Origin of the sequence: Fictibacillus sp. 18YEL24 (assembly GCF_015903855.1) — a bacterium.
Taxonomy (GTDB): domain Bacteria; phylum Bacillota; class Bacilli; order Bacillales; family Fictibacillaceae; genus Fictibacillus; species Fictibacillus phosphorivorans_C.
On sequence record NZ_JACZDT010000005.1, the window covers coordinates 391,923 to 414,999 of the forward strand.

Sequence of the window (23,077 nt, forward strand, 5' to 3'; positions counted from 1 at the left end):
CCACTACAACCAACTATTCAAAGGAGACAAAAAAATAAAAACAAGAAGCTATGCATGTATTTTATGTTAACCTGTTAACTCATCAAACGAACAAGCAATGCTTTTTGTGCGTGAAGACGGTTTTCAGCCTCATGAAAAACAACAGAATGAGGACCATCAATAATCTCCGCCGTCACCTCTTCCTCTCGATGCGCAGGCAAACAATGCATAAAGATATAGTCACTCTTTGCATATGAAACCAGCTCTTGATTCACTTGATAATCTTTAAAATGTTCCAGACGTACCTCAGCTTCAGCTTCTTGCCCCATGCTCGCCCAAACATCTGTATAAATCACATCACTATTTTTAATACCTTCAATCGGATCATGAGTTACTTCGATAACAGAACCGTTTTGTTTCGCAACTTCTTTTGCATAAGAAACAATCTCTTCCTTCGGTTCGTAGTTTTCAGGGCAAATAATGGTACAATCCATCCCAACTTTTGCAGCGCCGATCATTAAGGAATGTGCCACATTGTTTCCATCTCCAATATACGCCAACTTTTTCCCTTTGAATGACCCTTTATATTCTAAAATTGTAAGAAGATCTGCTAGTATCTGACATGGATGAAAATCATCCGTAAGTCCGTTGATTACGGGTATAGATCCACTCTGTGCAAGCTCTTCAACTGTGGATTGATGAAACGTACGAATCATTAGCGCATCCAGATAACCGGACAAGACTTTCGCTGTATCTGAGATTGATTCTCCTCTACCCATCTGAATATCACGAGTCGATAGATGGATCGCATGGCCGCCGAGCTGCAGCATTGCAGCCTCGAACGAAACGCGAGTACGCGTTGATGATTTCTCGAAAATCATTCCTAAGATCTTTCCTTTTAGTAAAGGTGGTGCAGATGGACCTTGTTTTTTTAAGTCTTTCGCAAGGTTCAATAAGTCGATGATCTCAGATGTAGAATAATCCATCAGCGTTAGGAAATCTTTCTGAGTTCGCGTTTGGCGAAGTGGGGATACGATTGACATTAGATCAGCACTTCCTTTCTCATTTTATTCGAGGTGCGTATCGCATCTAAATAAGCGTTAGATGTTTCTTTTCTTGTTAGTACATGGACTCTTTCTAGAACGGCACGCTTAGCATTGTGGCTTTCGCTGTCATTCGAAAAATTTATATAGATGGCTTTATTGTCTGTTTTTAACCATTCATCAAATGTTAGATTTTTTGCAGTAAGTACGGAATATCCACATTCCTCCCAGGCTTTTGAAGCAGCTTCAGCGAGGGTTCCTTCCGCAAAAATACTTCCTTGATCATTCCAAAAATCAGCCAATTGAAGACTCGATCCTTTCAAAGCTTTAACTAAAGCTCCATTAAAATCGGCATCTGTTCCTATCACTTCTCCAGTAGAAAGCATCATCGGACTTAACACCGGAGAAACCCCAGGCAGTTTTATAGTTGAGAAAACAGGCGCTTTTACTGTTACTTCCGGTTGTCCGTTATGCTCTTGTTCAAGGTTCAATGACTTTAATGAATGACCAAGAAGCAATTGTGTTGCTTTCTGCACAAGGTTTACATTCGTAATCTTACTCATGATGGGAGCGGTTCTAGATGCTCTTGGGTTCACTTCAATAACATATACACTTTCATTCTTAATAGCGAATTGAATATTAAACAATCCTTTATACGATAAGTTAAGTGCTATCTTTTTAGAGAAAGATATTATTTGATCGATCACATGATTTGATAAAGATTGCGGTGGTGTGACAGTCAGACTATCTCCAGAATGAACCCCGGTTCCTTCTAGATGTTCAAAAATACCAGGAATGAATAGATCTGCACCATCGCTTAAAACATCTACCTCGGCTTCTGAACCTTCTAAAAATGTATCGATCAAAACAGGATAATTCACTTGTTCATGATTTAGGTAACCTGTAAGTTCGTTTTCAGAATAAAGCACCTTCATCCCGCTTCCACCAATCACGTATGATGGACGTAGAAGGATTGGAAACCCTAGTTTGTTTGCATAAAGCTTCACTTCTTTTTCGCTTACCGCCGAAAATCCTGGAACTTTAGGAATATTCAATGTGTCCAAAAATTGATAAAAACGCTCTCTGTCTTCCATTTGGTCTACGGTGTCAGCCGGACTTCCAAGAACAGAATACCCCGCCTCTTCTAACTTCTTAGCCAAATTGATAGATGTTTGGCCGCCAAATTGCAGAATGACATCTGAAATTCCTTCAAACTCCAAAACATGATTGATGTCTTCAAAGGTTAGAGGCTCAAAATATAGGGAGTCAGACACTTCATAGTCCGTACTTACTGTTTCTGGATTATTGTTAATCAAGATGGCTTCATATCCAAAAGAATTGAGAGCTATAGCACTGTGCACACAACAATAATCAAATTCAACACCTTGCCCGATTCGTATGGGACCGGATCCGATGACTGCCACTTTTTTCTTCGTGCTTGGGATTCTATCGCTCTTCCCGCTCCAACTGGAATAAAAATAAGTCGTTTTTGCTTCGAACTCTGCTGCACACGTATCCACCATCTTATACGTCGGTGTGATATCCATCTCTATTCTCTTATTGCGTACCTCTAACTCTGAAACAGACCAGATCTCTGATAAGTATTGATCTGAAAAACCATACTTTTTAGCCAGTTGCAGTTGTTGTTTATCTATTTTTTCTAGACTCGTATTTTGTAGCATATTGTCCATAGAGACCATCTCTTGAAAGATGGATAAAAAGTAAGGTGTGATTTGTGTTAATTCATGAATTCTGTCTGCAGTTATTCCTCTTTTCAACAGTTCCATCACCACGAAAAAACGACGATCATCTGCTGATACGACGAGATCAAGAAGTGTGTCCTCATCTAATGCAGATAGTTCTTTCAAATACATACCGTTCGTTTTCAGCTCTAATGAACGGATCGCCTTTTGAAACGCTGAAGCCATGTTTCTCTCTAACGCCATCACTTCGCCTGTCGCTTTCATCTGGGTTCCGAGATCTCGGTCTGCATGAGGAAACTTATCGAACGGCCACCTTGGCATTTTTACAGCTACATAATCTAACGCTGGTTCAAAACTCGCAAAGGTCGTTCCGGTTACTGGATTCTTCAATTCATGCAGGTTATAACCTAGGGCAAGTTTGGCAGCGATCTTTGCGATCGGATATCCGGTTGCTTTTGATGCTAAAGCAGATGACCTGCTCACACGCGGATTCACTTCGATCAAATAATATTGTGAGTTATCTGGATGAAGTGCAAACTGTATATTACAACCTCCTACGATTTCAAGCGCAGAAATGATGGTTAATGATGCTTTTCTAAGTGACTGATACTCATCATCTGTTAAAGTCTGGCTAGGAGCTACTACTACAGAATCACCTGTATGAACACCAACAGGGTCAACGTTTTCCATGTTACAAACCGTGATGCATGTTCCGTTCTTGTCACGCATCACTTCATATTCAACCTCTTTGTAGCCTGCAATACTTTTTTCAATCAGACATTGGTTAATCGGACTTGCTGATAGACCTTGTTTAACTAGAGAGATTAGCTTCTCTTTAGAGGAAGCAATACCGCCACCAAATCCCCCGAGCGTATATGCTGGTCTAACAATTACCGGATAACCGGTCACTTCAGCAAAATAGATCGCTTCGTCTACTGAAGTAACAATCTCACTTTCTGGTACAGGTTCACCGAGATGCTTCATCAATGATCGAAACAGATCACGGTCTTCTGCTTTTTGTATAGAATGAATATCTGTACCTAAAAGTTTAACTTCATACTTCTTTAAAATTCCTTTCTCATGAAGTTCCATCGCCAAGTTAAGTCCTGTTTGACCTCCAACCGTGGCTAAGAGTCCATCCGGTTTTTCTTTTTGGATAATCTGTTCAGCATATTCTGCTGTTAAGGGTTCAAAGTATATAACGTCTGCAAACGTGTTGTCCGTCATGATCGTAGCCGGATTGTTGTTGATCAAGACTACTTTTATCCCTTCTTCTTTTAACGCTTTACATGCCTGTGTTCCCGAATAATCAAATTCTGCTGCCTGCCCGATTACGATCGGTCCTGATCCGATCACGAGCACTTTCTTGATGTCTTGTTGTTTAGGCATAACTTCTCACCTTCTCTGTATGTTGTACACTTTTAATAAAGTTTTGAAATATTTCCTTATGTTCGTTCGGACCAGGCGCTGCTTCCGGGTGGAATTGCACACTCGCAACGTCGAATGAATGATGCCATAATCCTTCGACACTTCCATCGTTCACATTTTCAAACCAAATATTGAACCCTGTTTCTGCTAAACTTTCTTTTTGAACGACATAACTATGATTTTGTGAACTCATCGATACTTTCCCTGTCTTCAAGTTCATAACTGGCTGATTCGCACCACGATGACCAAATTTCAGCTTTCGCGTCTCACCGCCGAATGCTAAAGCGAGTATCTGATGACCGAGACAGATGCCTAACGTGGGATAGCGCATCGCTAGATTTTTATAACGATGAAAATAGGCAGAGAACCTCATAGGATCACCAGAACCATTTGAAAAGAGAAAACCATCTGGATTCAATTTTTCGATATTGGCTATATCTTGATCAAAAGGAACAATTGTTACTCTGCATCCCTCGTTAACAAGAGCATCAACGATTGACTTCTTATATCCAAAATCGATCAATACTATATGTGTGTCTCCTGAACCTTTCTTTTTCATTGATGTCGTCGGCCAATATTCTTCTAGCTGAAAAGAATCAGGAATGATGCTTGGTACATGCATAACCGCTGGGAGGGATCCTTTTATTCGAATTTGTTGAATAAGAGATCTTGTATCTACATTGGTTAGAGCAGGGATTTGATACGCGTTTAGCAAGTCAACGATAGATTGGCGGTTATCTTTTGCAGCGAATTCAAAGCACTCTGCCATAACTACTCCTGCCACTTGAATTTTGGCGGATTCCATACTCTTATTATCAAATCCGTAGTTTCCGATAAAAGGATAAGAAAACACGACAATCTGTCCTTGATAAGAAGGATCTGTTAATACTTGCTCGTATCCAGTCATTCCTGTATAAAATACAACTTCACCTGAACCATATTGGTTGTCACTAATCCAGTCACCATCAAATGTATGACCGTTAGATAGCGTTATGCAGCCTTTCATGTTACGTTCCACTCCTTGTATAAAATATATAGTTTAATGTATTTTTATTCATTTATAGGTAAAAAAATATCTAATTTCTTTTTACGTCACTTTTTCAAATTTGTTATTAAACACTGCTAGAATCGTGTTTAACGCTGATGTTAGTTCTTCATCCGTAACATTTAACGGGGGTAATAATCGAATAACATGCTCGCCTGCAGGAACGGTTAATAAACCTTGTTCTTCTAAATTCACTATTAATTCTCCAGCCCGCTCACATTCTATTCCTATCAATAATCCTTTTCCTCGTATTTCCTTTACCGCAGGGAAATCTATTAAGTGATTTTCTAATTGCGCTTTGAAGTTCTTTCCTTTCCTCTCAACCTCTTTTAAAAATTCGTCATGAAAGATGATATTCAAAACACTTTGGCTGACTGCACATGCAAGAGGATTTCCTCCAAAGGTCGTTCCATGGCTTCCTGGACCAAACGTATCAGCTAGTTTTCTCTTTCCAAGCATAGCTCCTATCGGAAAGCCGTTTCCTAGTCCTTTGGCAAGGGTAACGATATCAGGATCTAATTCGAAGTGTTCATAGGCATATCTTTTTCCCGTTCTGCCGATACCGGTTTGGACTTCATCTATAATTAATAAAATATCGTTCTTCTCACAGATTTCTTGCACTTCTTTATAAAAATCTGGGTCAGCGATTTTAATCCCTCCTTCTCCCTGGATGACTTCCATCATGATCGCAGCTGTGTCGTTGTCTGCCTGTTTCTTCAATTGCTCAATATCGTTCCAGGGCAGATGTATGAATGTTGACAGAAGCGGTCCATATCCTTCTTTTATCTTTTGTTGACCCGTCGCCGACATGGAACCGAACGTTCTGCCGTGAAATGAATCGTTAAACGTAATGATCTTATTTTTCTTTGTGAATTTCTTAGCAAGCTTGATCGCAGCTTCGTTCGCTTCAGCTCCACTATTGCAAAAGAAGGCTAAATCCAAATGTGTGTGCTTCACAAGAGTCTCTGCGAGCAACTCTTGCTGTTGGTTTTCAAAGAGATTGGAAGTATGCCAGATGCATTCGCTTTGCTTTTGGAGAGCTGCAACCACATCAGGATGACAATGTCCTAGACTCGTTACAGCTATGCCGCTCGTGAAATCAAGATACTTTTTATTGTCTTGGTCATATACATAAGTTCCGTTTCCTTTTTGAAGTTGTATCTGTTTTCTTTTATAGGTTGGAAAAAGTGCACTCATGTTATCAGTACCTCCTTCAGCAATTCTGTACCAGACAGAGTTTGATCGGTGATTCGTACTTGCTTGATGTTTAGGTCCAGACATTTAATAGCTGCTTCAACTTTTGGAACCATGCCACCGCTTATGTGTCCTTCAACAATACTGGTTAAAATGTCAGTGATCGTTAAGCATTCCATCCACTCTCCATTCACGGAAACACCAGGGGTATCTGTAATAAAACAGATTGTTTCGGCGGATAGTGCAGCTGCAGTTTCTCCTGCTGCCGTGTCTGCGTTAATATTAACTGTTTCTCCGGATTCTGTTACACCTAAAGATGCTATGACTGGAATTTTTCCATCATCTAACACGTTTTGGATGATCTCTATATTTACTTTCTGAACGTTTCCAACCCATCCATAATTCTCTTTATCTAAAAAATCACAAGTGAGCAAGGAATTCTCTGCTCCAGAAAGTCCTTGAGCTGATATGCCTTCGTTATTTAATCTCTCTACTAGGTTTGTATTGGTAATGTCCTTTAACGCTGTCTTCACACAGGAAAGTGATTCTGTGCTTGTTACTCGGATTCCATTCTTCATTTCTAAAGGCAATCCGGATTCTGACAGCTTTTTATTAATTTCCGGCCCTCCTCCATGAACGATCACAATCTTTTCGCCTAGTTGAATCCTATTTTTAAGAGCTTCAAAAAAAGCAGACTGTAAGTTAGCTAGCGTACTTCCTCCAATTTTCATAACATGAAACACAACACTCGCCTCCATTTAAGTGCGGTAACTTGCATTTATCTGAACATAATCATACGTAAGATCACATCCCCACGCTCTTCCACTTCCTAAACCTTCTGATAGTTCAACCGAGATATGAATCTCGTGGCTTTTTAAGTAAATACGAATTTTCTCTTCCGAAAATAGAACCGGTTCTCCATCTACTACAACTTCATGTTCACCGATTTGTATTTTTACGGTGTCCGGATTAAACGAAACTCCACTATATCCAGCTGCAGCAAGAATTCTGCCCCAGTTGGCATCGCACCCAAATACAGCGGTCTTCACTAACGGAGAGCCCACTACGGTTTTTGCTATGATTCTCGCATCTTTATCGGATGCTGCACCATTAACATGAACCTCGATCAGCTTGCTCGCTCCTTCCCCATCCTTTGCGATAAGTTTGCCTAAATCTTCACAAACGAGTACGAGTGCATCTAAAAATAGTTGCCATTCAGGGTGGTCTTTGTTTAACTCTTCATTCTCACCCATTCCGTTTGCGAGCATGAGTACCATGTCGTTCGTCGATGTATCACCGTCCACAGTAATACAGTTAAACGTACGTTCTACGGCAAAAGACAAAGCATCGTGAAGATCATCTTGTTGGACAGCTGCATCTGTTGTGATGAAACCTAGCATCGTAGCCATATTAGGATGTATCATTCCTGATCCTTTCGCCGTACCTGCTATCGTAATGATTTTATTATTAATTTTTAGCGTGTAAGCTGTATTTTTGGAAACCGTATCTGTCGTTAAAATGGATTGAGAAAAGTCGATCGATCCTTTCAACTCAGAATCTAGCACTAAGTTTTCAATACCAGTTGATATTTTATCCATCGGCAGATGTTCACCGATTACCCCTGTTGAGGCAACTCCAACATAGTGCGAAGGGATATCGAGCTTTTCAGCGGTCTGCCTCTGCATGTGCTCAGCATCTTTCATGCCTTTTTTTCCTGTACAAGCATTTGCATTCCCAGAGTTCACGATGATCGCTTGAAGCTTCCCTTCTTGAGAGATACTATTCTGAGTAACTTTTAGCGGAGCAGCCTGTACTTGGTTCGTTGTATAAACACCTGCCGCGTTTGCCGGAGTAATACTATACAACAATCCTAGATCGAGTTTTTTATGTTTCACTCCACAATGAATTCCACTTGCGTAGAATCCTCTTGGCGTCGCGATATTTAAACCTGTTATCTTCTGAATAGCCGCTTTTGTTGCCTGCATCTATCTTGCCTCCTCTAGTTAAGGGAACATTGGTGAAGATTTTAATCCCTTCGTTTCATCCATTCCGAACATTACATTCATATTTTGAACCGCTTGACCTGCCGCTCCTTTTAATAGATTGTCAATACAAGAGATCACTGTGATTCGATTTGTCCGTTCATCGACGGCAAACGTTACATCACAAAAATTTGATCCATATACTTGCTTAGTAAACAGATTGGCTTTTTCTTTATGAACTCTGACGAAGTATTCACTGCCGTAATAAGATTCATATATTTCTTTTACAGATCTTGAGGTAACTGGATCTGTGAATTCCGCATACATCGTAGTCATGATGCCCCTTGTCATTGGAACGAGATGTGTATTGAATGTAATTTTCGTTTCAGTATCCGTACTAGACTGTATCGTTTGCTCGATCTCTGGAATGTGCTGATGTTGATTGATCTTGTAGATACCGAGGCTATCATTTACTTGTGCAAAATGCGTCGCTTTGCCCGGCGTAGCACCCGCTCCGGAAATACCGCTCTTTGCATCAATCACGAGTGAAGATGGATTGATCACGTTTTCTTTTAGTAACGGGAGAATACCTATGAGAGCTGCGGTTGGATAACATCCTGGGTTCGCGATCAGCTTCCCATTCTTTACCTCTTCTCTCTTCCATTCTGTTAATCCGTATACAGCTTCATTCACGAGTGATTGTGGAGGCGGTTCTTTTTTGTACCACGCTCGATAGGTGTCAGCATCTTTCAAACGAAAATCTCCTGCTAGATCAATGATTTTTAAATTTTCATCGACTAGTGAAGGGAGAAACTCTGTTGAAACGCCGCTCGGTGCGGAGGAAAATACGATATTTAAGCCATCGGTTGGCAGTTGTTCGAGAGATCTCAGCTTCTGATCATGAACATGAGACAGATGCTGAATTTCTTCTGAAAGCTCATTACCCGCTTTAGAGGATGAATAGAGAACAACTTCGGTAATCTCCGCATGTGCAGATAGCAGCCGGAATAGTTCCATCCCACCATATCCGGTTACACCAATAATTCCTGCTCTCATTCCATCACTCCTTAAATAAGTTATGGTTCATTATAGGACTGTATAAAAATTAATTCAATAGTATATTTATAAATAATTTAATTTTAATAAAAAAACTGACTTTTTGGGTACACGAAGTTACCACTAAAGTCAGTTTCAAAAAATTTTCTATTGTCTTAAGAATCCACCTTCTGAATGTATGATCTGTCCCGTTATCCACTCTGCTTCTGGTGTTGTTAAAAAAGCGACTAACCTTGCCGCATCTTCTGGTTTCCCGATCCTACCACCAGGAAACTTTGGAAGAAGAACTTTTTCTAATTCTGGATTGATCCAGCCTGTATCTGTAGGGCCAGGATTCACTGCATTAACAGTGATTCCTTTATGTCCAATTTCAGCAGCTAAGGAAATCGTTAACGAATCAACAGCTCCTTTTGTAGCAGCATACGCTAATTCACCGAGCATCGGACCTTTCGACTGGCCAGATGTGAGGTGAACGATGCTCCCTCTGTTTCCTGTAAAACGTTTGGCAAACTCTATACTTAATAGAGTCGTCGCTCGTATGTTGATCCTATAGTGAGCATCTAAAATCTCACTGGTCGTATCTTCCCAGTTGTGATTCTGCGACATACAGGCATTGTTTATAAGAATGCTCGGTGCACCTAGTTCTCGTTCAACTTTTTCTAGAAGTTTTGGAATTTGTTCTGAAATGCTAAGGTCAATTTCTTCATACAGAGATTTTACTCCTGAATTTTTTAGTTTCTCCAGAAGCTGTTCTGGGTCATTTGTATGGTTGCCTGTGTGCATATTTGTATCATATGTCCCCCAAGTCGTAAAGAATACATTAGCTCCCCTACTTGCAAGCTCAACACATACAGCTGCGCCAATTCCGTTTAAACGGCTAGCTCCCGTAACGATGGCTGTTCTTCCTGCTAAAGAACGATACATCTTGTCCCTCCTTATACAACTGGCGTTTCTGCGCTTTTTCCATTCAATATATTGCTTATGTTTCTGCAAGCAAGTTCAGCCATCTTCATCCTTGTTTCAACACTTGCACTTCCGATGTGAGGAAGGGCTACCACTTGTTTCATCGACAGAAGAGGGTGATCGACATCAATCGGCTCTTGCTTAAATACATCAAGCCCTGCACCCGCGATTTCTTCGTTATGTAATGCCTCAATAAGGGCAGATTCATCAACTGTCGCACCTCTGCCTGCATTAATGAAGATCGCACTATCTTTCATGCTCTGAAACGCTTCTCGGTTAAACATCCCTTTTGTCTCAGGTGTTAATGGTGCAAGGGAGACCACAAAATCTGATTGCTTTAAAAGCTCATGAAATTCTTTGTATTCAGCGTCTAGCGATATTTCTGCATGAGGCTTACGGTTTCGATTATGATATAAAATCTCCATATCAAAGCCCTTTGCTCGTCTCGCTACGGCTTCACCGATTCTACCCATTCCAACGATTCCGATTGTTTTATGATGTACATCTGCTCCAGCAAGCAATAAAGGTCCCCAGCTGTTCCACTTTCCTTCTTTTACATAATTTGCTGATTCAACGATTCTGCGAGCTGTTGCAAGAATTAAAGAAAATGCTAAATCCGCCGTTGAATCGGTTAATACATCTGGTGTGTTACAAACCGTGATACCTTTTTGTTTGGCAGCTGCGACATCAATGTTGTCATAGCCAACTGCTAGATTTGCTATTACTTTTAGTGAAGATGCTTCATTCAATACTTCGCTATCGATTTTGTCTGAAAGCATCGTGAGCAATCCATCAGCTTTTTTGATTTCGGTTAAAAGTACTTCGCGTGGAACTGCCTTTTCTTCATGTGGCCACATATTGATCTCTGCAATTTGCTCTAGTTGACTAACCGTTTCTTTCGGTAATTTTCGTGTAATAAAAACATAAGGTTTTTGCATACGCTTTCACTCCCTGCTTGCTATTTTCTCATGGGAAAGTGAGAAAATAAAGAAATGGTACTTATGCTGGTAATATTCTTGTGCAAGATATCTAAAAAGAATCTTGCTTTTCTTTTTCACTTCCTCTGCAAGTTGATTGGAGCGCAAGGTTGCCGACTCCTATGGGACGAGCGGTCAGGTGGAGACACTTAATGGCGCAAAGCGGCAAGTGGCTCACCGTTCGCCCCATGGAAAGCGAGCAACCTGGAGCGGAAATCAACTACTTTCAAAGACAACACTGTAGACGAAAACAACAAAAAAAGAGGTATAACTCAAAAATCTTACTTTTTGAGCTACCTCTTTCATTAGATCATTGGAACGAGCCAATCGACCATTGGGATATTTAACTCTTGAACCGGAAGACCGATCGATCTGTAAAAGCTTTTTAAGAAATATTCATTTTGCTTTTCATACGAGATTAAGTCAGTAAAGCGGCGCACATATAGTTCTTTTCCGATATCTCTCTCATTATTATAATGTTCATCAACTGTATCAAAGTACTGTGAAGGAAAAAGGAGTCTGCCGTAAAGAAGTCTCCAAGCCCCCTTGGATAATGGCTTAACTTTTTCATAATCGTCGATCAACTGCAGCACTTCATGACTTCTGAATTCTGGCTGATAGATCTTTTCTCTGATACATTCTGCAAGATCTCTCATCGGACTATCGATCACCCAGCCAACAGGCAGCTTAACAAAACTGTTAGACGTACGAATCCATGACCGCTCGCTGAATCGATCGTAACAGATGGCAGCAGAACCTATTCCTTTAGGTCCTCTCTCTAGTTGGTAATCTGTAATATATTGAATCGCATTTTCAGCCATTCCCTCATAATAAGGAAATGTCGTCAAAAACAATTGATCAAAATCGTTCTTTTGTTTTCTCGCCGAAATTTCTGCATAACGGTTATGCATCTCATCCACTCGATTGATCCATAATAACGGCCATTGTCCGTATGCGATTTGTTCCACTGGATAATATTGTTCTAAGCCTTTTCCTCGCTTATGAAACTCTGCAAGCTCAGAGCCCATTTCACTACTACGATGCTCTCCTTTTTTCGGTTCCACTTTAAAGATGATTACAGACTCTCCATCAACATAAGCACTAGGCATATTGGTGATCGTTGGCTGTAGAACGGGAATGTTCTCCTCTCCTCGTTGCTGCAGATAATCACTGATATAAATCATTTCTTGCAGTTTTTCATATGACATCTGCTGCTGTGGTATCACGATGTATTGGTTTCCTTTGCAATAGAAGGTCCGATAACCCGATTCAGATCTTCTGTCTTCACAAACTAGTTGATAATGATGAAATATATCTCTTTCAAACAAAGCCGATCCCCCCACCCCTTCAGCTTTCCAGCGGCAGATCATCTCTTTTAGATCAAACTTGAGCACACCACCGCATGATTGGATACAACATTGTATGCCCATATAGGCGAAGTGGTTAGTACTTTTTATAAATTCATAACTTTACTATGAAAACATATACTATACAAAGCTAAGGAGACTAACAGAGAAAAGGAGTACAAGGATGCCAAATAAAAAAGTGGAAAAAGTCGAAGAAACTGCACGCAAACAGCTGAACGAACGGGGCGTTACGGTAAACGATATCGCTGAACTTGTTTATTTTCTCCAAGTCCCCTACCATCCTGACCTAAAAATGGATGTATGTAGAGAAAACGTTGAAAGAGTCATCGCAAAACGTGAAGTTCAGAATGCTATCCTCACAGGTATTGCTCTTGATGTATTAGCGGAACAGAAAAAACTTGAGCAGCCACTTCAGGAAATATTAGCTCGGGATGAAAGTCTTTATGGGATTGATGAAGTGATTGCACTCTCAATAGTGAATATATATGGCTCGATTGGTTTTACTAACTACGGATTCATCGATAAACAAAAACCAGGAATCTTAGAAAAACTTAACGATAAGTCTACAGGCATGGTTCATACTTTCTTAGATGACATCGTCGGCGCGATTGCAGCAGCAGCATCGAGCAGATTAGCACATCGTGCAGCAAATGAAGAATAAAAATAAGGCTTAAGAACAAGAGAACCCTCTTAGACTTAAGCCTTTTTTATTTTGACCTGACGGTGCCATTTTCAATTCAGAGATTTATTGAATCGTCCACTCATCCAACCCATTAACGGTATACGTAGGATGCACATCAATTTCTTCAAGGTGTTTCTTTGTTGTGACTCCTGTGTGAACAAGCAGCGTATCAATTTCAGCACGAATACCAGCTAAGATATCTGTCTGGTAGTTGTCCCCGATCATGAGTGTTTCTTCTTTTTTCGTTCCTAGAGTTTCTAACGCCATCTCCATGATGATGGACTCAGGCTTACCGATAAACGTTGGTTCTGTTTGCGTAGAAACAGTAATGACAGAAGTCAGTGAGCCGTTTCCTGGCAAAAGTCCTCTTTCCGTCGGAAGAGCGATATCACCATTTGTCGAGATAAAAGTCGCTCCTTTACGGACTGCAAGGCATGCTTTTGCTAGCTTTTCATAGGTGATCGAGCGATCGATTCCAACCACAACAAAATCAGGGTTTTCTTCAACAAGTTCAAGACCTTTTTCTTGAAGAGCTTCTCTAATTCCATCCTCACCGATACAATAGACTGTCGCATTTTTCTTTATTTCCGCAATATAGTTGGCTGTTGCCATACTCGTCGTATACACATGTTCAGCAGATGCTGGGATATCAAATCCTGCAAGGACATCTGCCACTTGTTTTTTTGTTTTAGAAGAATTGTTTGTCACGAACAAATAAGGAAGGTTTTTTTCGTTTAATTTTTTTACAAAATCAACGGCCTCAATAATTCGTTCTGTTCCTCGATACATCGTTCCGTCTAAGTCGATCAAGAATCCTTTATATGCCTTCATCCATGCTCTCTCCTTTTATGTACCTTCTCATTCTACCCACTTCAAAAAAAAAACACACCTGAAGCGTTTTAGACTTCAGATGTTTGCTTTTCTTCTTTTATCACATAACAGCAATAATCTCCGCCTTTAGCCATGCACGTCTTTCGCTCAACAGCGTCTGTTTGCAGCATGCGCTTAAAGAGTGAAAGCTCGCAGGAGCAGGCTTGCTGATATTCATTCGCAACCTTAGCGATCGGACAGTTGTACTCTGTTAACACATAAGTATCGGGATCTTCTCCTCTTTCCCAGTCCACCATGTACCCTGCTTCATTTTGAATATTAGCCAGTTCATTTACTTTTTGTTCAAACTCTGTGAGTGTGTTCATTCGATCTTTATATCTATCATGCAGACGATTCTCACGTCGTTTAAATAATTCATCAATTGTTTCTGTGCCACTCACTTCTTCTATATCTTTTAAAAAATCAACGGTAAGTCCTGAATAGTTTCGTGGAAATTGTTCGTCACCGCTTGCTGTAAGATGATAAAAATGGATTGGTCTTCCCATAGCCTGTCGTACAAGAGTCGTTTCAATCACATGGTCACGTTCTAATGTGTTGAGATGACGACGAACAGCCATTTCGGTTATTCCGAGGGATTTTGCCATTTCCGTAACAGTCATCCTCTTATTTCTTTTTAAAAGATAGATGATTTCATCACGGGTTGAGGTGTGATTCTTCATGGTCATCACCATCCTTTGTCACCATTTTATCGTAAATAAGGGTAAACGTACATTTTTAAATATAAATGTATAAAAACTCTTGTATCCTTATTCAGGTAAAAATGCAGAAACTGGCCCCAACTCTTCCTCTAGATATCTTCTTATGTGTAATGAGAACGCTGAAAGTTCTTTCTCTTTTGAAGCGATGGTATCAAATATGACTTTACTATCAGCAGAAGTATAATCTTGAACAAGTGATTTACGAAGGTTCACCACTTGTTTCAGTGATACTGCTTCATCGTTTGGAATTACTTCTTCATCAATCAGGATATCAAGAATATCTTCAAAGCTTCCAGGATCGCGCATGATAAATCCATCGATGATCATATTTCCAACGTCCATCATCGATTCGATCAACATATGTCCGATTCTTTCCACCACAAGTGTTTCAAGCTTATTTTTGGGAGCTGATAATTCTTTGAACGTATGGATTAACTCATTCATATACACTAAATGTTCATTGATTTTCTTTCGATCAACAAAATACATAGTCATCACCTTTTGTAAGTTTCTCAAGTAAAGTGTAACATAAAGTAAGAGCAATCATATGGACTCAAAGTTTAAATTTTGCTTAGTACGAAGGAGGAACAAAATGAACGAGGAAACTTTTTTCTTATATGATGATAAAGAAACAACAGAAACGCGCTTTGTAAGCTTTATGGGACGTAATACTCGTTTTGATCTTGCCATCACGAAAACAACAAGACATTACGGAAAGTCATTAGTACTGAACATGTTAGGCAGTACATATGCCATCATCGGTCAAGATGATCTAGAAGAAGAAGGCTATTTAGAACACGCGTTTAATCTAACTGAAGAAGACGCGATGGAGCTTCGTGAATTTTTAGCTGAAGTTGTTTAAGATGTAATCAAAATGTACCAAAAAAGAATCATGCTTTCTTGGAGACACTTTAGATAAGGATACTTTCTTATCCTAAAAATGGCCGAAGAGAGGATGGTTTTTTTGTTCGAAAAAGAAAAAGAACAATATACAGATTTTTCGAATGTAGAGACTGGTCGTAATTACGTACTTCCTGAGGATTTACCTGAAGGTCCATATGGCTCACCTATCAAAAGAGCTTTAGGAAAATCGACTCCTTGGAGAGAAGAACAGCGTTATTATAGCGCCTTTAACTATGAAAACAAAACCCTTCATGAAGGTCTGGAAAGACAAGATCCTGGTGCACATCCTACACACGATGATCCAGAATATCATACAGAAAAGCCTTATGAAGATTCTCGAGGCTCATAAGGCAACTGGGCTTAATCTGTACTAGCAAACATGCCAGCCGATCATTGCTAAAGACAAAGAAAAACCCCTGAATTTCTCAGGGGTTTACTTTTTTGACTACAAAATACGGACAACCGAAATTACAATATTCATAAATGTATTCCGGCAATGTGCTGATCTTCGTATCAAACGTAGCCTTCTCATGATTGTCTTCAAAGAACCCACGAAGTCGAAGCTGTTCGTAACCGAGATCACCAACAATATAATCGTATTTATGTAAGATTTCACTATAGCGCGCTTTAAATTGTTCCTCGTTAAAGGCTTCTTTTACATCTTCAATCACTTCATAGGAATAATTACCAACTGTAATCAAAAATGCTTCACCTCGTTTCCTGATACTTATTTTACCATGCTTGTGCTCTTTACAGCCAACAATTTCTTCGTAAAGATCTTCTACTTTAAGGCACTCTATAGAATAAGGAGGTGAAACACCTGTGAAAAAACTAGGAATGTTCTTATTGATCGGTTTGATGCTTGCTGGATGTGGCGGCGCTGATCAAAAAAAGATGGGGCAAGAATATAAATTTTCTAAAACGAATGTAAAAGATGAGAATCGAATTGGCAACAACATGAATTATGGGGACTTTGGATATATGCGTCATATGTCAGGGGACAAAGTAAAAACAGGAAATGCTGTTCCATACTTAAATCGTCAAAAGCTTGCCGATATGATCTCTGATATGGTTCTGCAATTACCAAATATTAAAGATGTCGGTACATTAGTTACAGATGAAGAAGTTTTAATCGGCTACAAAACAACAAACAAGGACCGAAATGCAGCTGCTGATCAAGTAAAGATGACTGGTTTCTCTGTTGTACCAAGATATTATCATGTGTATGTGTCAGATGAAAAAGGAATGATCGATAAGATTGAACAATATCAATCCTTAAACAATGATACCGAAGAGATCGAAGGAATCATGGACCAACTGATCCTACAAATGAAAAAAGCGCCTCAAGGCAAGAAGTGGAACTATGGGGAAAATGAAAACGGTGAGATGAACGGCGAAACGAACAATACGCGTGGAGAAATGGAAGGCAAATAAAAAACCAGAAGCAGCTCGATGCTTCTGGTTTTCTTTTTTATTTAGCTATTTTGAGCAGCTGCGTTTACTTGTTCATCAGCATGGTAAGAAGAACGTACAAGTGGTCCTGACTCACAATGCTTGAATCCTTTAGAGAACGCGATATCACGCAATTCTTTAAACTCATCTGGTGTATAGTATTTTTGTACCTTTAAATGTTTCTTAGTAGGTTGTAGATATTGACCAATCGTCATGATATCAACGTTATTTGCTCGTAGATCATCCATTGTTTCTACAATTTCTTCCCACGTCTCGCCTAACCCAATCATCAGACTGGATTTTGTTGGAATGTTAGCATTCATTTCTTTTGCACGACGCAAAAATTCCATCGTTCGATCATACGTTGCACGTGCACGAACTCTTGGAGAAAGACGTCGCACCGTTTCAATATTGTGGTTCATAATATCTGGTTTTGCATCCATCAATGTTTTCAGTGCATCAAAGTCACCTAACATGTCCGATGGAAGAACTTCAATGGAACAGAACGGATTACGAGCGCGTACAGAACGAACGGTTTCAGCAAAAACATGAGCACCGCCATCTTTAAGGTCATCACGTGCAACCGCTGTGATTACTACGTGTTTCAGACCCATTTGTTCAACAGATTCTGCAACACGTTCTGGCTCTTGAAGATCGAGTTCTGTTGGTAATCCTGTTTTTACTGCACAAAAACGACAAGCACGTGTACAGATATCTCCAAGGATCATAAAAGTTGCTGTTTTTCGTACAGCCCAGCATTCATGAATGTTTGGACACTTTGCTTCTTCACAAACCGTATGTAGCTTTTTCTCACGCATCATCTTTTTGAGTTCTTTATAATTTTCATTCGTGTTTAACTTTATTTTTAACCACTCGGGTTTACGTACATATTCTTCTTTCTTTGCCATCATCATCACCCCAGATTTTCTTGGTCTTTCGTATAATGAACGTTCTTATTTTAGTTTCTACTTAAACATTATTGTCCCATCAATACTCTACCATACGACAGGGCAAAATTCCAAACAAGAGTTTTTTCCAACATTTTTCCTTCATGTTTTTTTATAACTTCAACAAACTATAGATAAATGAAAGAAAGGAGTGGATTGGGACGTATGAGGAAATTTACAGTCCTGTTCCTCACTCTGACAGCCCTTCTAATAACCTTTCTTCCGGAAAGCAGGAGCACGGCAGCAGAGCGATTTACGAAAGAAGATGTGGATAGGCTTAGCCTCTATAAAAAAATGGATTCCGTCACTCTCATTCCATGGCACTACTTTGCGGGCGTAGACCAATATGAAAGAAGCGTAAGAAAAGCGAGAAGAGATCTACCTGCCAGAAAAGGATTGGTCGGCATTTATTTTTCTCCCTTACAATGGTCTGGTCCAATAAATCCAACGATGGACGATACAAACCCTGAACGTATCTCAATGTTTGGAGGCATCGGAAAAGATGGCAACAATGACGGAATTGCTGATCGCAACAATGATGAAGACATCCTATATACCTTTAGTGAGATCATACAAAAGCATGGACATGATATTGAAAATTTCAGAATCGGCCTTTGGAGCTATTACCAACGAGATAAAGCCGTTGATATCATTATGGAAAACGCGAAGATCTATGAGACCTATGGAACGGTTTCTCTAGACAAACACAGTTTTATCGTTCCATTAAGATCCAACTATAGCTATCGAAGCACTTGGGGTGACCGGCGCGGATTTGGTGGATTACGTATTCATGAAGGCACAGATATATTTGCAGATTACGGCGTTCCGGTAAAAGCGGTATCTTACGGAATCGTTGAAATTAAAGGGTGGAACCGTTTTGGCGGATGGAGAATAGGTGTCCGTGATATTAATAACGTGTATCATTATTACGCTCATTTAGGGAGCTTCAATAAAGCAATTGAAAAAGGGACGATCGTCGAACCTGGGACGGTGCTTGGATACGTGGGAAGTTCAGGATACGGTCCTCCCGGAACTTCTGGGAAATTCCCTCCTCATCTTCACTTTGGGATGTACCGTGACAACGGATATACAGAATGGGCATTCGACCCATACCCTTATTTAAGAGCATGGGAACGTCAGGAGCGAATTAGCAACAGGCGAAGATAAAGAAAATGTAAGAAAGAAGCTTTAGGGCTTCTTTTTTCATATGGCGTACGTAAATCTCGAGCCTTGCTCTGATTTACGTGCGCCAACGTCATTAAAAAAGCTGGTTCTTCAACAGAAGAACCAGCTTCACTCTTTATTTCTTTTTCGAAACACGAACCACGTTTGCAATACTTGCGAGGAGGCCGCCCCATAGGATCACCATGCCAATCACCATCATTGTAATCGCACTGCCTGTCATATTAGCTGACCTCCTTTTTCTCTACTGCCACTTCAGATTTCCACTTCACTAGACCGAGTACGATGCCGAGTACGATTACGCCGACTGCCACTGATACACCATACGTAAGGATCAGTTCTGTAGGATAACCTTCATAGTTTTCTTTAAGGTTCTGTCTAATGTTATCGAACATCATGTAACCAAGAAGAATCGGTGTGATCACACCTAGACAAACCTTCCACCATAAACCTGTTCGTAAGTCAGAGATGGCGTTCGCATGGTTTTGAAGTCCAGCCAATTGTCTTACGAACCAAGCAACTATGACTACTTCTACAAGACCTGCTAATGTGATCCCGAAGTTGTTGATGAAGTAATCCACGATATCAAGCATGTACAGTCCGCCTTTTGTAGCGAAAAGTAATGAGATAACAGATGCTACTCCCCCACCCATCAAAACGGCTTTTGTTCTTGAGATTCCAAATTTATCTTGTAGCGCTGCCACATAAGTTTCAACGATCGAGATCAACGATGTCATTCCAGCGAATACAAGGGTTAAGAAGAACATTGTTCCAAAGAAGGCATTTCCGCCTGGGAACTCGTTGATGATTGCTGGGAATACTTCAAACGCTAGTCCGATTCCGCCTTTTACAACTTCATCAACTGGCAGACCTTGTTGCATCGCCATAAAGCCTAAAGCAGCGAATACACCAATCCCTGCTAGTAGTTCAAAGCCTGAGTTTGCGAAACCTGTAATAAACGCATTATTGTTAATATCTGATTTCTTAGGCAGGTAGCTCGAGTACGTAACCATGATCGCAAATGCGATAGATAATGAGAAGAAAATCTGACCGTAGGCTGCTACCCACACCTTACCGTTACTGATCATGCTCCAATCTGGAGTAAAGAACGTGTTCAAGCCTTGAGCTGCACCATCGAGCGTTACGGCACGAATAACGATTAATGTAAACATAATGACTAAAGCTGGAATAAAGATTTTGTTAAAGCGCTCGATTCCTTTGGATACACCCTTATAAAGAACAAGAAGCGTCACGACCCAAACGATGAGAAGTGCGATCAAAATTCCTGGTACGATACCACCCATGTCACCAGGTGTCTTACTTAATTGAAGAACCTCTCCATAAAAGAAGTCAGAAGGCTTGTCTCCCCAAGTTAAGTTCAATGAGTAAATGGAGTACTTAATCGCCCAAGCGATGATTACTGCGTAGTATGTGGATATAACAAACGCTACAAATACTTGCCACCATCCTAGCCATTCCGCTTTTTTGTGAAGACGGAAATAAGAGAGTGGAGCAGAGCCACGGTACTTATGACCTAACGTAAATTCTAGAATCAGTAAGGGAATCCCTGCCGTTAAAAGTGCTATTAGATATGGGATGAAGAATGCTCCCCCACCGTTCTCATAAGCAACCGCTGGAAATCTCCAGATATTGCCTAGGCCGATAGCTGAGCCGACCGCTGCTAATATAAACCCATAGCGGCTTCCCCATTGCTGCCTATTTTCCATTGTTGTATCCCCCTTTTTTGAAGTCGAAAAGTTTACAATTGTTACTTTTTTCTGATAATTCTGTGTTCAGTATATTACAAAACATGAAAACCGTCAAAATGTTTTTAGTTATTTTGTCGGAATAAGGGGGAAAAAGTCGTATAAATATAAGAAAAAGTGCCTGGTTAACTACCAGACACTTTCAAGTTTAAGCGTTGTAAGATTGATCACTCATGCTATTATTACTAGACACTTTTTTTATGATGAAAAGTGCGAGGATAAAGATAACTGCAGATGCAAGAAGGCCTATCCAAACACTTTCTGTTAATCCGAGTGCAAGATACCCTACAGCAGATACTCCTGCAGCTACCAGGCTATATGGAAGCTGCGTCATGACGTGATCGATGTGATGACTTCCTGCTCCTGTCGAAGAAAGAATTGTAGTATCTGATATTGGAGAACAATGGTCACCAAAAACAGATCCCGCAAGTACTGCAGCAAGAACTGGAAGCATTAACTCAATATTCGTTGATGCTGAAATTTCGGCTGCGATCGGAAGCATGACACCAAACGTCCCCCATGAAGTTCCTGTCGCAAAGGCCATTAACCCTGACAATACAAAAAGAACAAATGGCAGATAAGCTAAATTCATATGCTGATCGACTAATCCTGCCAGATAGGTTCCTGTTCCTAAGCTATCGATGATAGAGATAATCGTCCAAGCAAAAAGCAAAATCGTAACAGCACCGATCATAGACTGAATACCTCGTCCCAGTCCTTTGCCCAATGATGCAGCACCCATCTTTTTTGGAAGGAAGAATAGAATAGCTGAAGCTAAACCTAGAAGGCCACCATATACTAATGATTTTGGTACATCTGTATTTTCAAAAATAGATAAAAGTGTAATGGCCGTTGGTTCTTCTAGCCCATTCACATTTTGAATACCTGTATAGATCATGAATCCAACCGTTGAAACAATCAATATCACGATTGGCCATACAAGGTCTCCCACTTTTCCTTTGTCACTTTCTTCAAGCTTAATACCCTCTCCGATTGCTGCTTTTTTATCTGCTGAAATCACTTCACCTGTAGCAAGAGCCGTTTCTTCATGTTTTTTCATCGGTCCAAAATCAAGTTGAAAATACGCAACGAAAAATACAAGAACCAGTGCAAACACTGCATAAAAATTCATAGGAATCATTTGAATGAATGCACTAAACGCAGACATATTTGTGATCTCATGTGTAGCAAAAATCGTTCCGATAATACCGATGATGTACGCTCCCCAACTTGATACAGGCGAGATGACACATACTGGTGCAGCCGTTGAATCAAGATAATAAGCCAGTTTCGCACGTGAGATGCGGTGTCGATCTGTGATCGGTCTGCTGACATTTCCGACTGCTAAAGAATTAAAATAGTCATCAATAAAAATGACGAGTCCGAACACAACCGTTAAAACCTGTGCCCCTCTTCTTGTTTTCACTCTAGAGATCGCCCACTCACCAAATGCGCGGCTTCCTCCGGCTAACGATATAATGCTTGTCATCATTCCTAAGATTAATAAGAACAGAAGAATATAAACATTCCACTCATTTAATGCACCGTCTGAAATAAAGTGCCCTTTTACAATCGTACCAATCTCTTTCAGTGTGGCTCCAATACTAAAATCATGAAGCAGTAATGCTCCCGCTATGATTCCAGCTCCTAGCGAGACTAACACTCTTCGCGTTAGGACAACCATTAAGATTGCCAATACGGGTGGTATTAATGAATAAATCGAATTCTCAAATTCCATGATGTTCCTCCTTCTTTTCATTCAGCCATCGATATTGAGGAGTTCTTACAGGACGTTGAGGAAAAAAGGACAAAATAAAAA

23 protein-coding genes are annotated in these 23,077 nt (G+C 40.2%); 5 read left to right on the forward strand and 18 right to left on the reverse strand.

All coding sequences use genetic code 11. The features are described from left to right. Positions 1–74: 74 nt before the first annotated feature. The 10 genes from argF to yutH form a co-directional block, all read right to left on the reverse strand. A complete protein-coding gene (gene argF / locus HU823_RS17470; protein ID WP_197222836.1) occupies positions 75–1,022 on the reverse strand; it encodes an ornithine carbamoyltransferase in 948 nt (315 codons plus the stop codon). Beyond that, positions 1,022–4,114: a carbamoyl phosphate synthase large subunit gene (locus tag HU823_RS17475; RefSeq protein ID WP_197222837.1), complete on the reverse strand. Its 3,093-nt coding sequence runs from the start codon at positions 4,112–4,114 to the stop codon at positions 1,022–1,024. The genes argF and HU823_RS17475 overlap by 1 nt, the downstream gene beginning before the upstream one ends. After that, positions 4,107–5,159: a carbamoyl phosphate synthase small subunit gene (locus tag HU823_RS17480; protein WP_197222838.1), complete on the reverse strand. Its 1,053-nt coding sequence runs from the start codon at positions 5,157–5,159 to the stop codon at positions 4,107–4,109. Before HU823_RS17480 ends, HU823_RS17475 begins: the two co-directional genes overlap by 8 nt. 81 nt (positions 5,160–5,240) lie before the next feature. Next, the gene (locus tag HU823_RS17485) at positions 5,241–6,395 is read right to left on the reverse strand and encodes an acetylornithine transaminase (protein ID WP_197222839.1); all 1,155 of its coding nucleotides are present in this window, start codon (positions 6,393–6,395) and stop codon (positions 5,241–5,243) included. Further along, positions 6,392–7,135, reverse strand: a complete 744-nt coding sequence (gene argB, locus HU823_RS17490) for an acetylglutamate kinase (protein ID WP_197222840.1) — start codon at positions 7,133–7,135, stop codon at positions 6,392–6,394. The genes HU823_RS17485 and argB overlap by 4 nt, the downstream gene beginning before the upstream one ends. A 15-nt stretch (positions 7,136–7,150) precedes the next feature. Continuing rightward, positions 7,151–8,377 carry a bifunctional ornithine acetyltransferase/N-acetylglutamate synthase gene (gene argJ, locus HU823_RS17495; RefSeq protein WP_197222841.1) on the reverse strand — a complete coding sequence of 409 codons (1,227 nt, stop codon included), beginning with the start codon at positions 8,375–8,377 and terminating at the stop codon, positions 7,151–7,153. 18 nt (positions 8,378–8,395) lie between these two features. Continuing rightward, positions 8,396–9,430, reverse strand: coding sequence for an N-acetyl-gamma-glutamyl-phosphate reductase (gene argC / locus HU823_RS17500; RefSeq protein ID WP_197222842.1), 1,035 nt, complete (start codon positions 9,428–9,430; stop codon positions 8,396–8,398). A 147-nt stretch (positions 9,431–9,577) separates the two neighbouring features. Beyond that, the gene (locus HU823_RS17505) at positions 9,578–10,354 is read right to left on the reverse strand and encodes an SDR family oxidoreductase (protein ID WP_144698312.1); all 777 of its coding nucleotides are present in this window, start codon (positions 10,352–10,354) and stop codon (positions 9,578–9,580) included. An 11-nt stretch (positions 10,355–10,365) separates the two neighbouring features. Then, positions 10,366–11,331 (reverse strand): 2-hydroxyacid dehydrogenase, encoded by a 966-nt coding sequence (locus HU823_RS17510; RefSeq protein WP_197222843.1) that lies wholly within the window; start codon positions 11,329–11,331, stop codon positions 10,366–10,368. Between the two features lie 344 nt (positions 11,332–11,675). Beyond that, the gene (gene yutH, locus HU823_RS17515; RefSeq protein ID WP_197222844.1) at positions 11,676–12,698 is read right to left on the reverse strand and encodes a spore coat putative kinase YutH; all 1,023 of its coding nucleotides are present in this window, start codon (positions 12,696–12,698) and stop codon (positions 11,676–11,678) included. Between the two features lie 202 nt (positions 12,699–12,900). Here yutH and HU823_RS17520 point away from each other — a divergent pair, with 202 nt between their 5' ends. Next, positions 12,901–13,398, forward strand: coding sequence for a phosphatidylglycerophosphatase A family protein (locus HU823_RS17520; protein ID WP_066397286.1), 498 nt, complete (start codon positions 12,901–12,903; stop codon positions 13,396–13,398). 84 nt (positions 13,399–13,482) lie between these two features. Here HU823_RS17520 and HU823_RS17525 read toward each other — a convergent pair whose 3' ends face one another. From HU823_RS17525 to HU823_RS17535, 3 genes are all read right to left on the reverse strand, one after another. After that, positions 13,483–14,250: a TIGR01457 family HAD-type hydrolase gene (locus HU823_RS17525; RefSeq protein ID WP_197222845.1), complete on the reverse strand. Its 768-nt coding sequence runs from the start codon at positions 14,248–14,250 to the stop codon at positions 13,483–13,485. A gap of 68 nt (positions 14,251–14,318) precedes the next feature. Beyond that, complete coding sequence (locus tag HU823_RS17530; RefSeq protein WP_231607539.1) at positions 14,319–14,975, reverse strand: helix-turn-helix transcriptional regulator; 657 nt, start codon at positions 14,973–14,975, stop codon at positions 14,319–14,321. Between the two features lie 81 nt (positions 14,976–15,056). Continuing rightward, positions 15,057–15,497 carry a DUF86 domain-containing protein gene (locus HU823_RS17535; protein ID WP_197222847.1) on the reverse strand — a complete coding sequence of 147 codons (441 nt, stop codon included), beginning with the start codon at positions 15,495–15,497 and terminating at the stop codon, positions 15,057–15,059. A gap of 103 nt (positions 15,498–15,600) precedes the next feature. On the opposite strand from HU823_RS17535, the gene HU823_RS17540 reads away from it, so the two are divergent. Together HU823_RS17540 and HU823_RS17545 are read left to right on the forward strand one after the other, a co-directional pair. Beyond that, a complete protein-coding gene (locus HU823_RS17540) occupies positions 15,601–15,870 on the forward strand; it encodes a DUF3055 domain-containing protein (RefSeq protein ID WP_144698299.1) in 270 nt (89 codons plus the stop codon). 93 nt (positions 15,871–15,963) lie between these two features. Beyond that, positions 15,964–16,260 (forward strand): hypothetical protein, encoded by a 297-nt coding sequence (locus HU823_RS17545; RefSeq protein ID WP_225218678.1) that lies wholly within the window; start codon positions 15,964–15,966, stop codon positions 16,258–16,260. Between the two features lie 76 nt (positions 16,261–16,336). Here the strand turns inward: HU823_RS17545 and HU823_RS17550 are convergent, their stop codons facing one another. Continuing rightward, entirely contained in the window at positions 16,337–16,612 is a 276-nt protein-coding gene (locus tag HU823_RS17550) for a YutD family protein (protein WP_066397303.1), read from the reverse strand. A 121-nt stretch (positions 16,613–16,733) separates the two neighbouring features. Between HU823_RS17550 and HU823_RS17555 the strand changes: the two genes are divergently transcribed. Further along, positions 16,734–17,345, forward strand: coding sequence for a YhcN/YlaJ family sporulation lipoprotein (locus HU823_RS17555; protein ID WP_197222848.1), 612 nt, complete (start codon positions 16,734–16,736; stop codon positions 17,343–17,345). A gap of 41 nt (positions 17,346–17,386) precedes the next feature. On the opposite strand, the gene lipA is transcribed toward HU823_RS17555, so the two are convergent. Beyond that, positions 17,387–18,271, reverse strand: a complete 885-nt coding sequence (gene lipA, locus HU823_RS17560) for a lipoyl synthase (RefSeq protein WP_066397309.1) — start codon at positions 18,269–18,271, stop codon at positions 17,387–17,389. Positions 18,272–18,475: 204 nt separating this feature from the next. On the opposite strand from lipA, the gene HU823_RS17565 reads away from it, so the two are divergent. Then, entirely contained in the window at positions 18,476–19,477 is a 1,002-nt protein-coding gene (locus tag HU823_RS17565) for a M23 family metallopeptidase (protein ID WP_197222849.1), read from the forward strand. Positions 19,478–19,610: 133 nt separating this feature from the next. Here HU823_RS17565 and HU823_RS17570 read toward each other — a convergent pair whose 3' ends face one another. From HU823_RS17570 to HU823_RS17580, 3 genes are all read right to left on the reverse strand, one after another. Beyond that, on the reverse strand, positions 19,611–19,715 hold the full coding sequence (locus HU823_RS17570) for a methionine/alanine import family NSS transporter small subunit (RefSeq protein WP_144698289.1): 105 nt from the start codon (positions 19,713–19,715) through the stop codon (positions 19,611–19,613). Position 19,716: 1 nt separating this feature from the next. Then, positions 19,717–21,219 (reverse strand): sodium-dependent transporter, encoded by a 1,503-nt coding sequence (locus tag HU823_RS17575; protein ID WP_197222850.1) that lies wholly within the window; start codon positions 21,217–21,219, stop codon positions 19,717–19,719. A gap of 187 nt (positions 21,220–21,406) precedes the next feature. Then, the gene (locus HU823_RS17580; protein WP_197222851.1) at positions 21,407–22,996 is read right to left on the reverse strand and encodes a Na+/H+ antiporter NhaC family protein; all 1,590 of its coding nucleotides are present in this window, start codon (positions 22,994–22,996) and stop codon (positions 21,407–21,409) included. Positions 22,997–23,077: the final 81 nt, after the last annotated feature.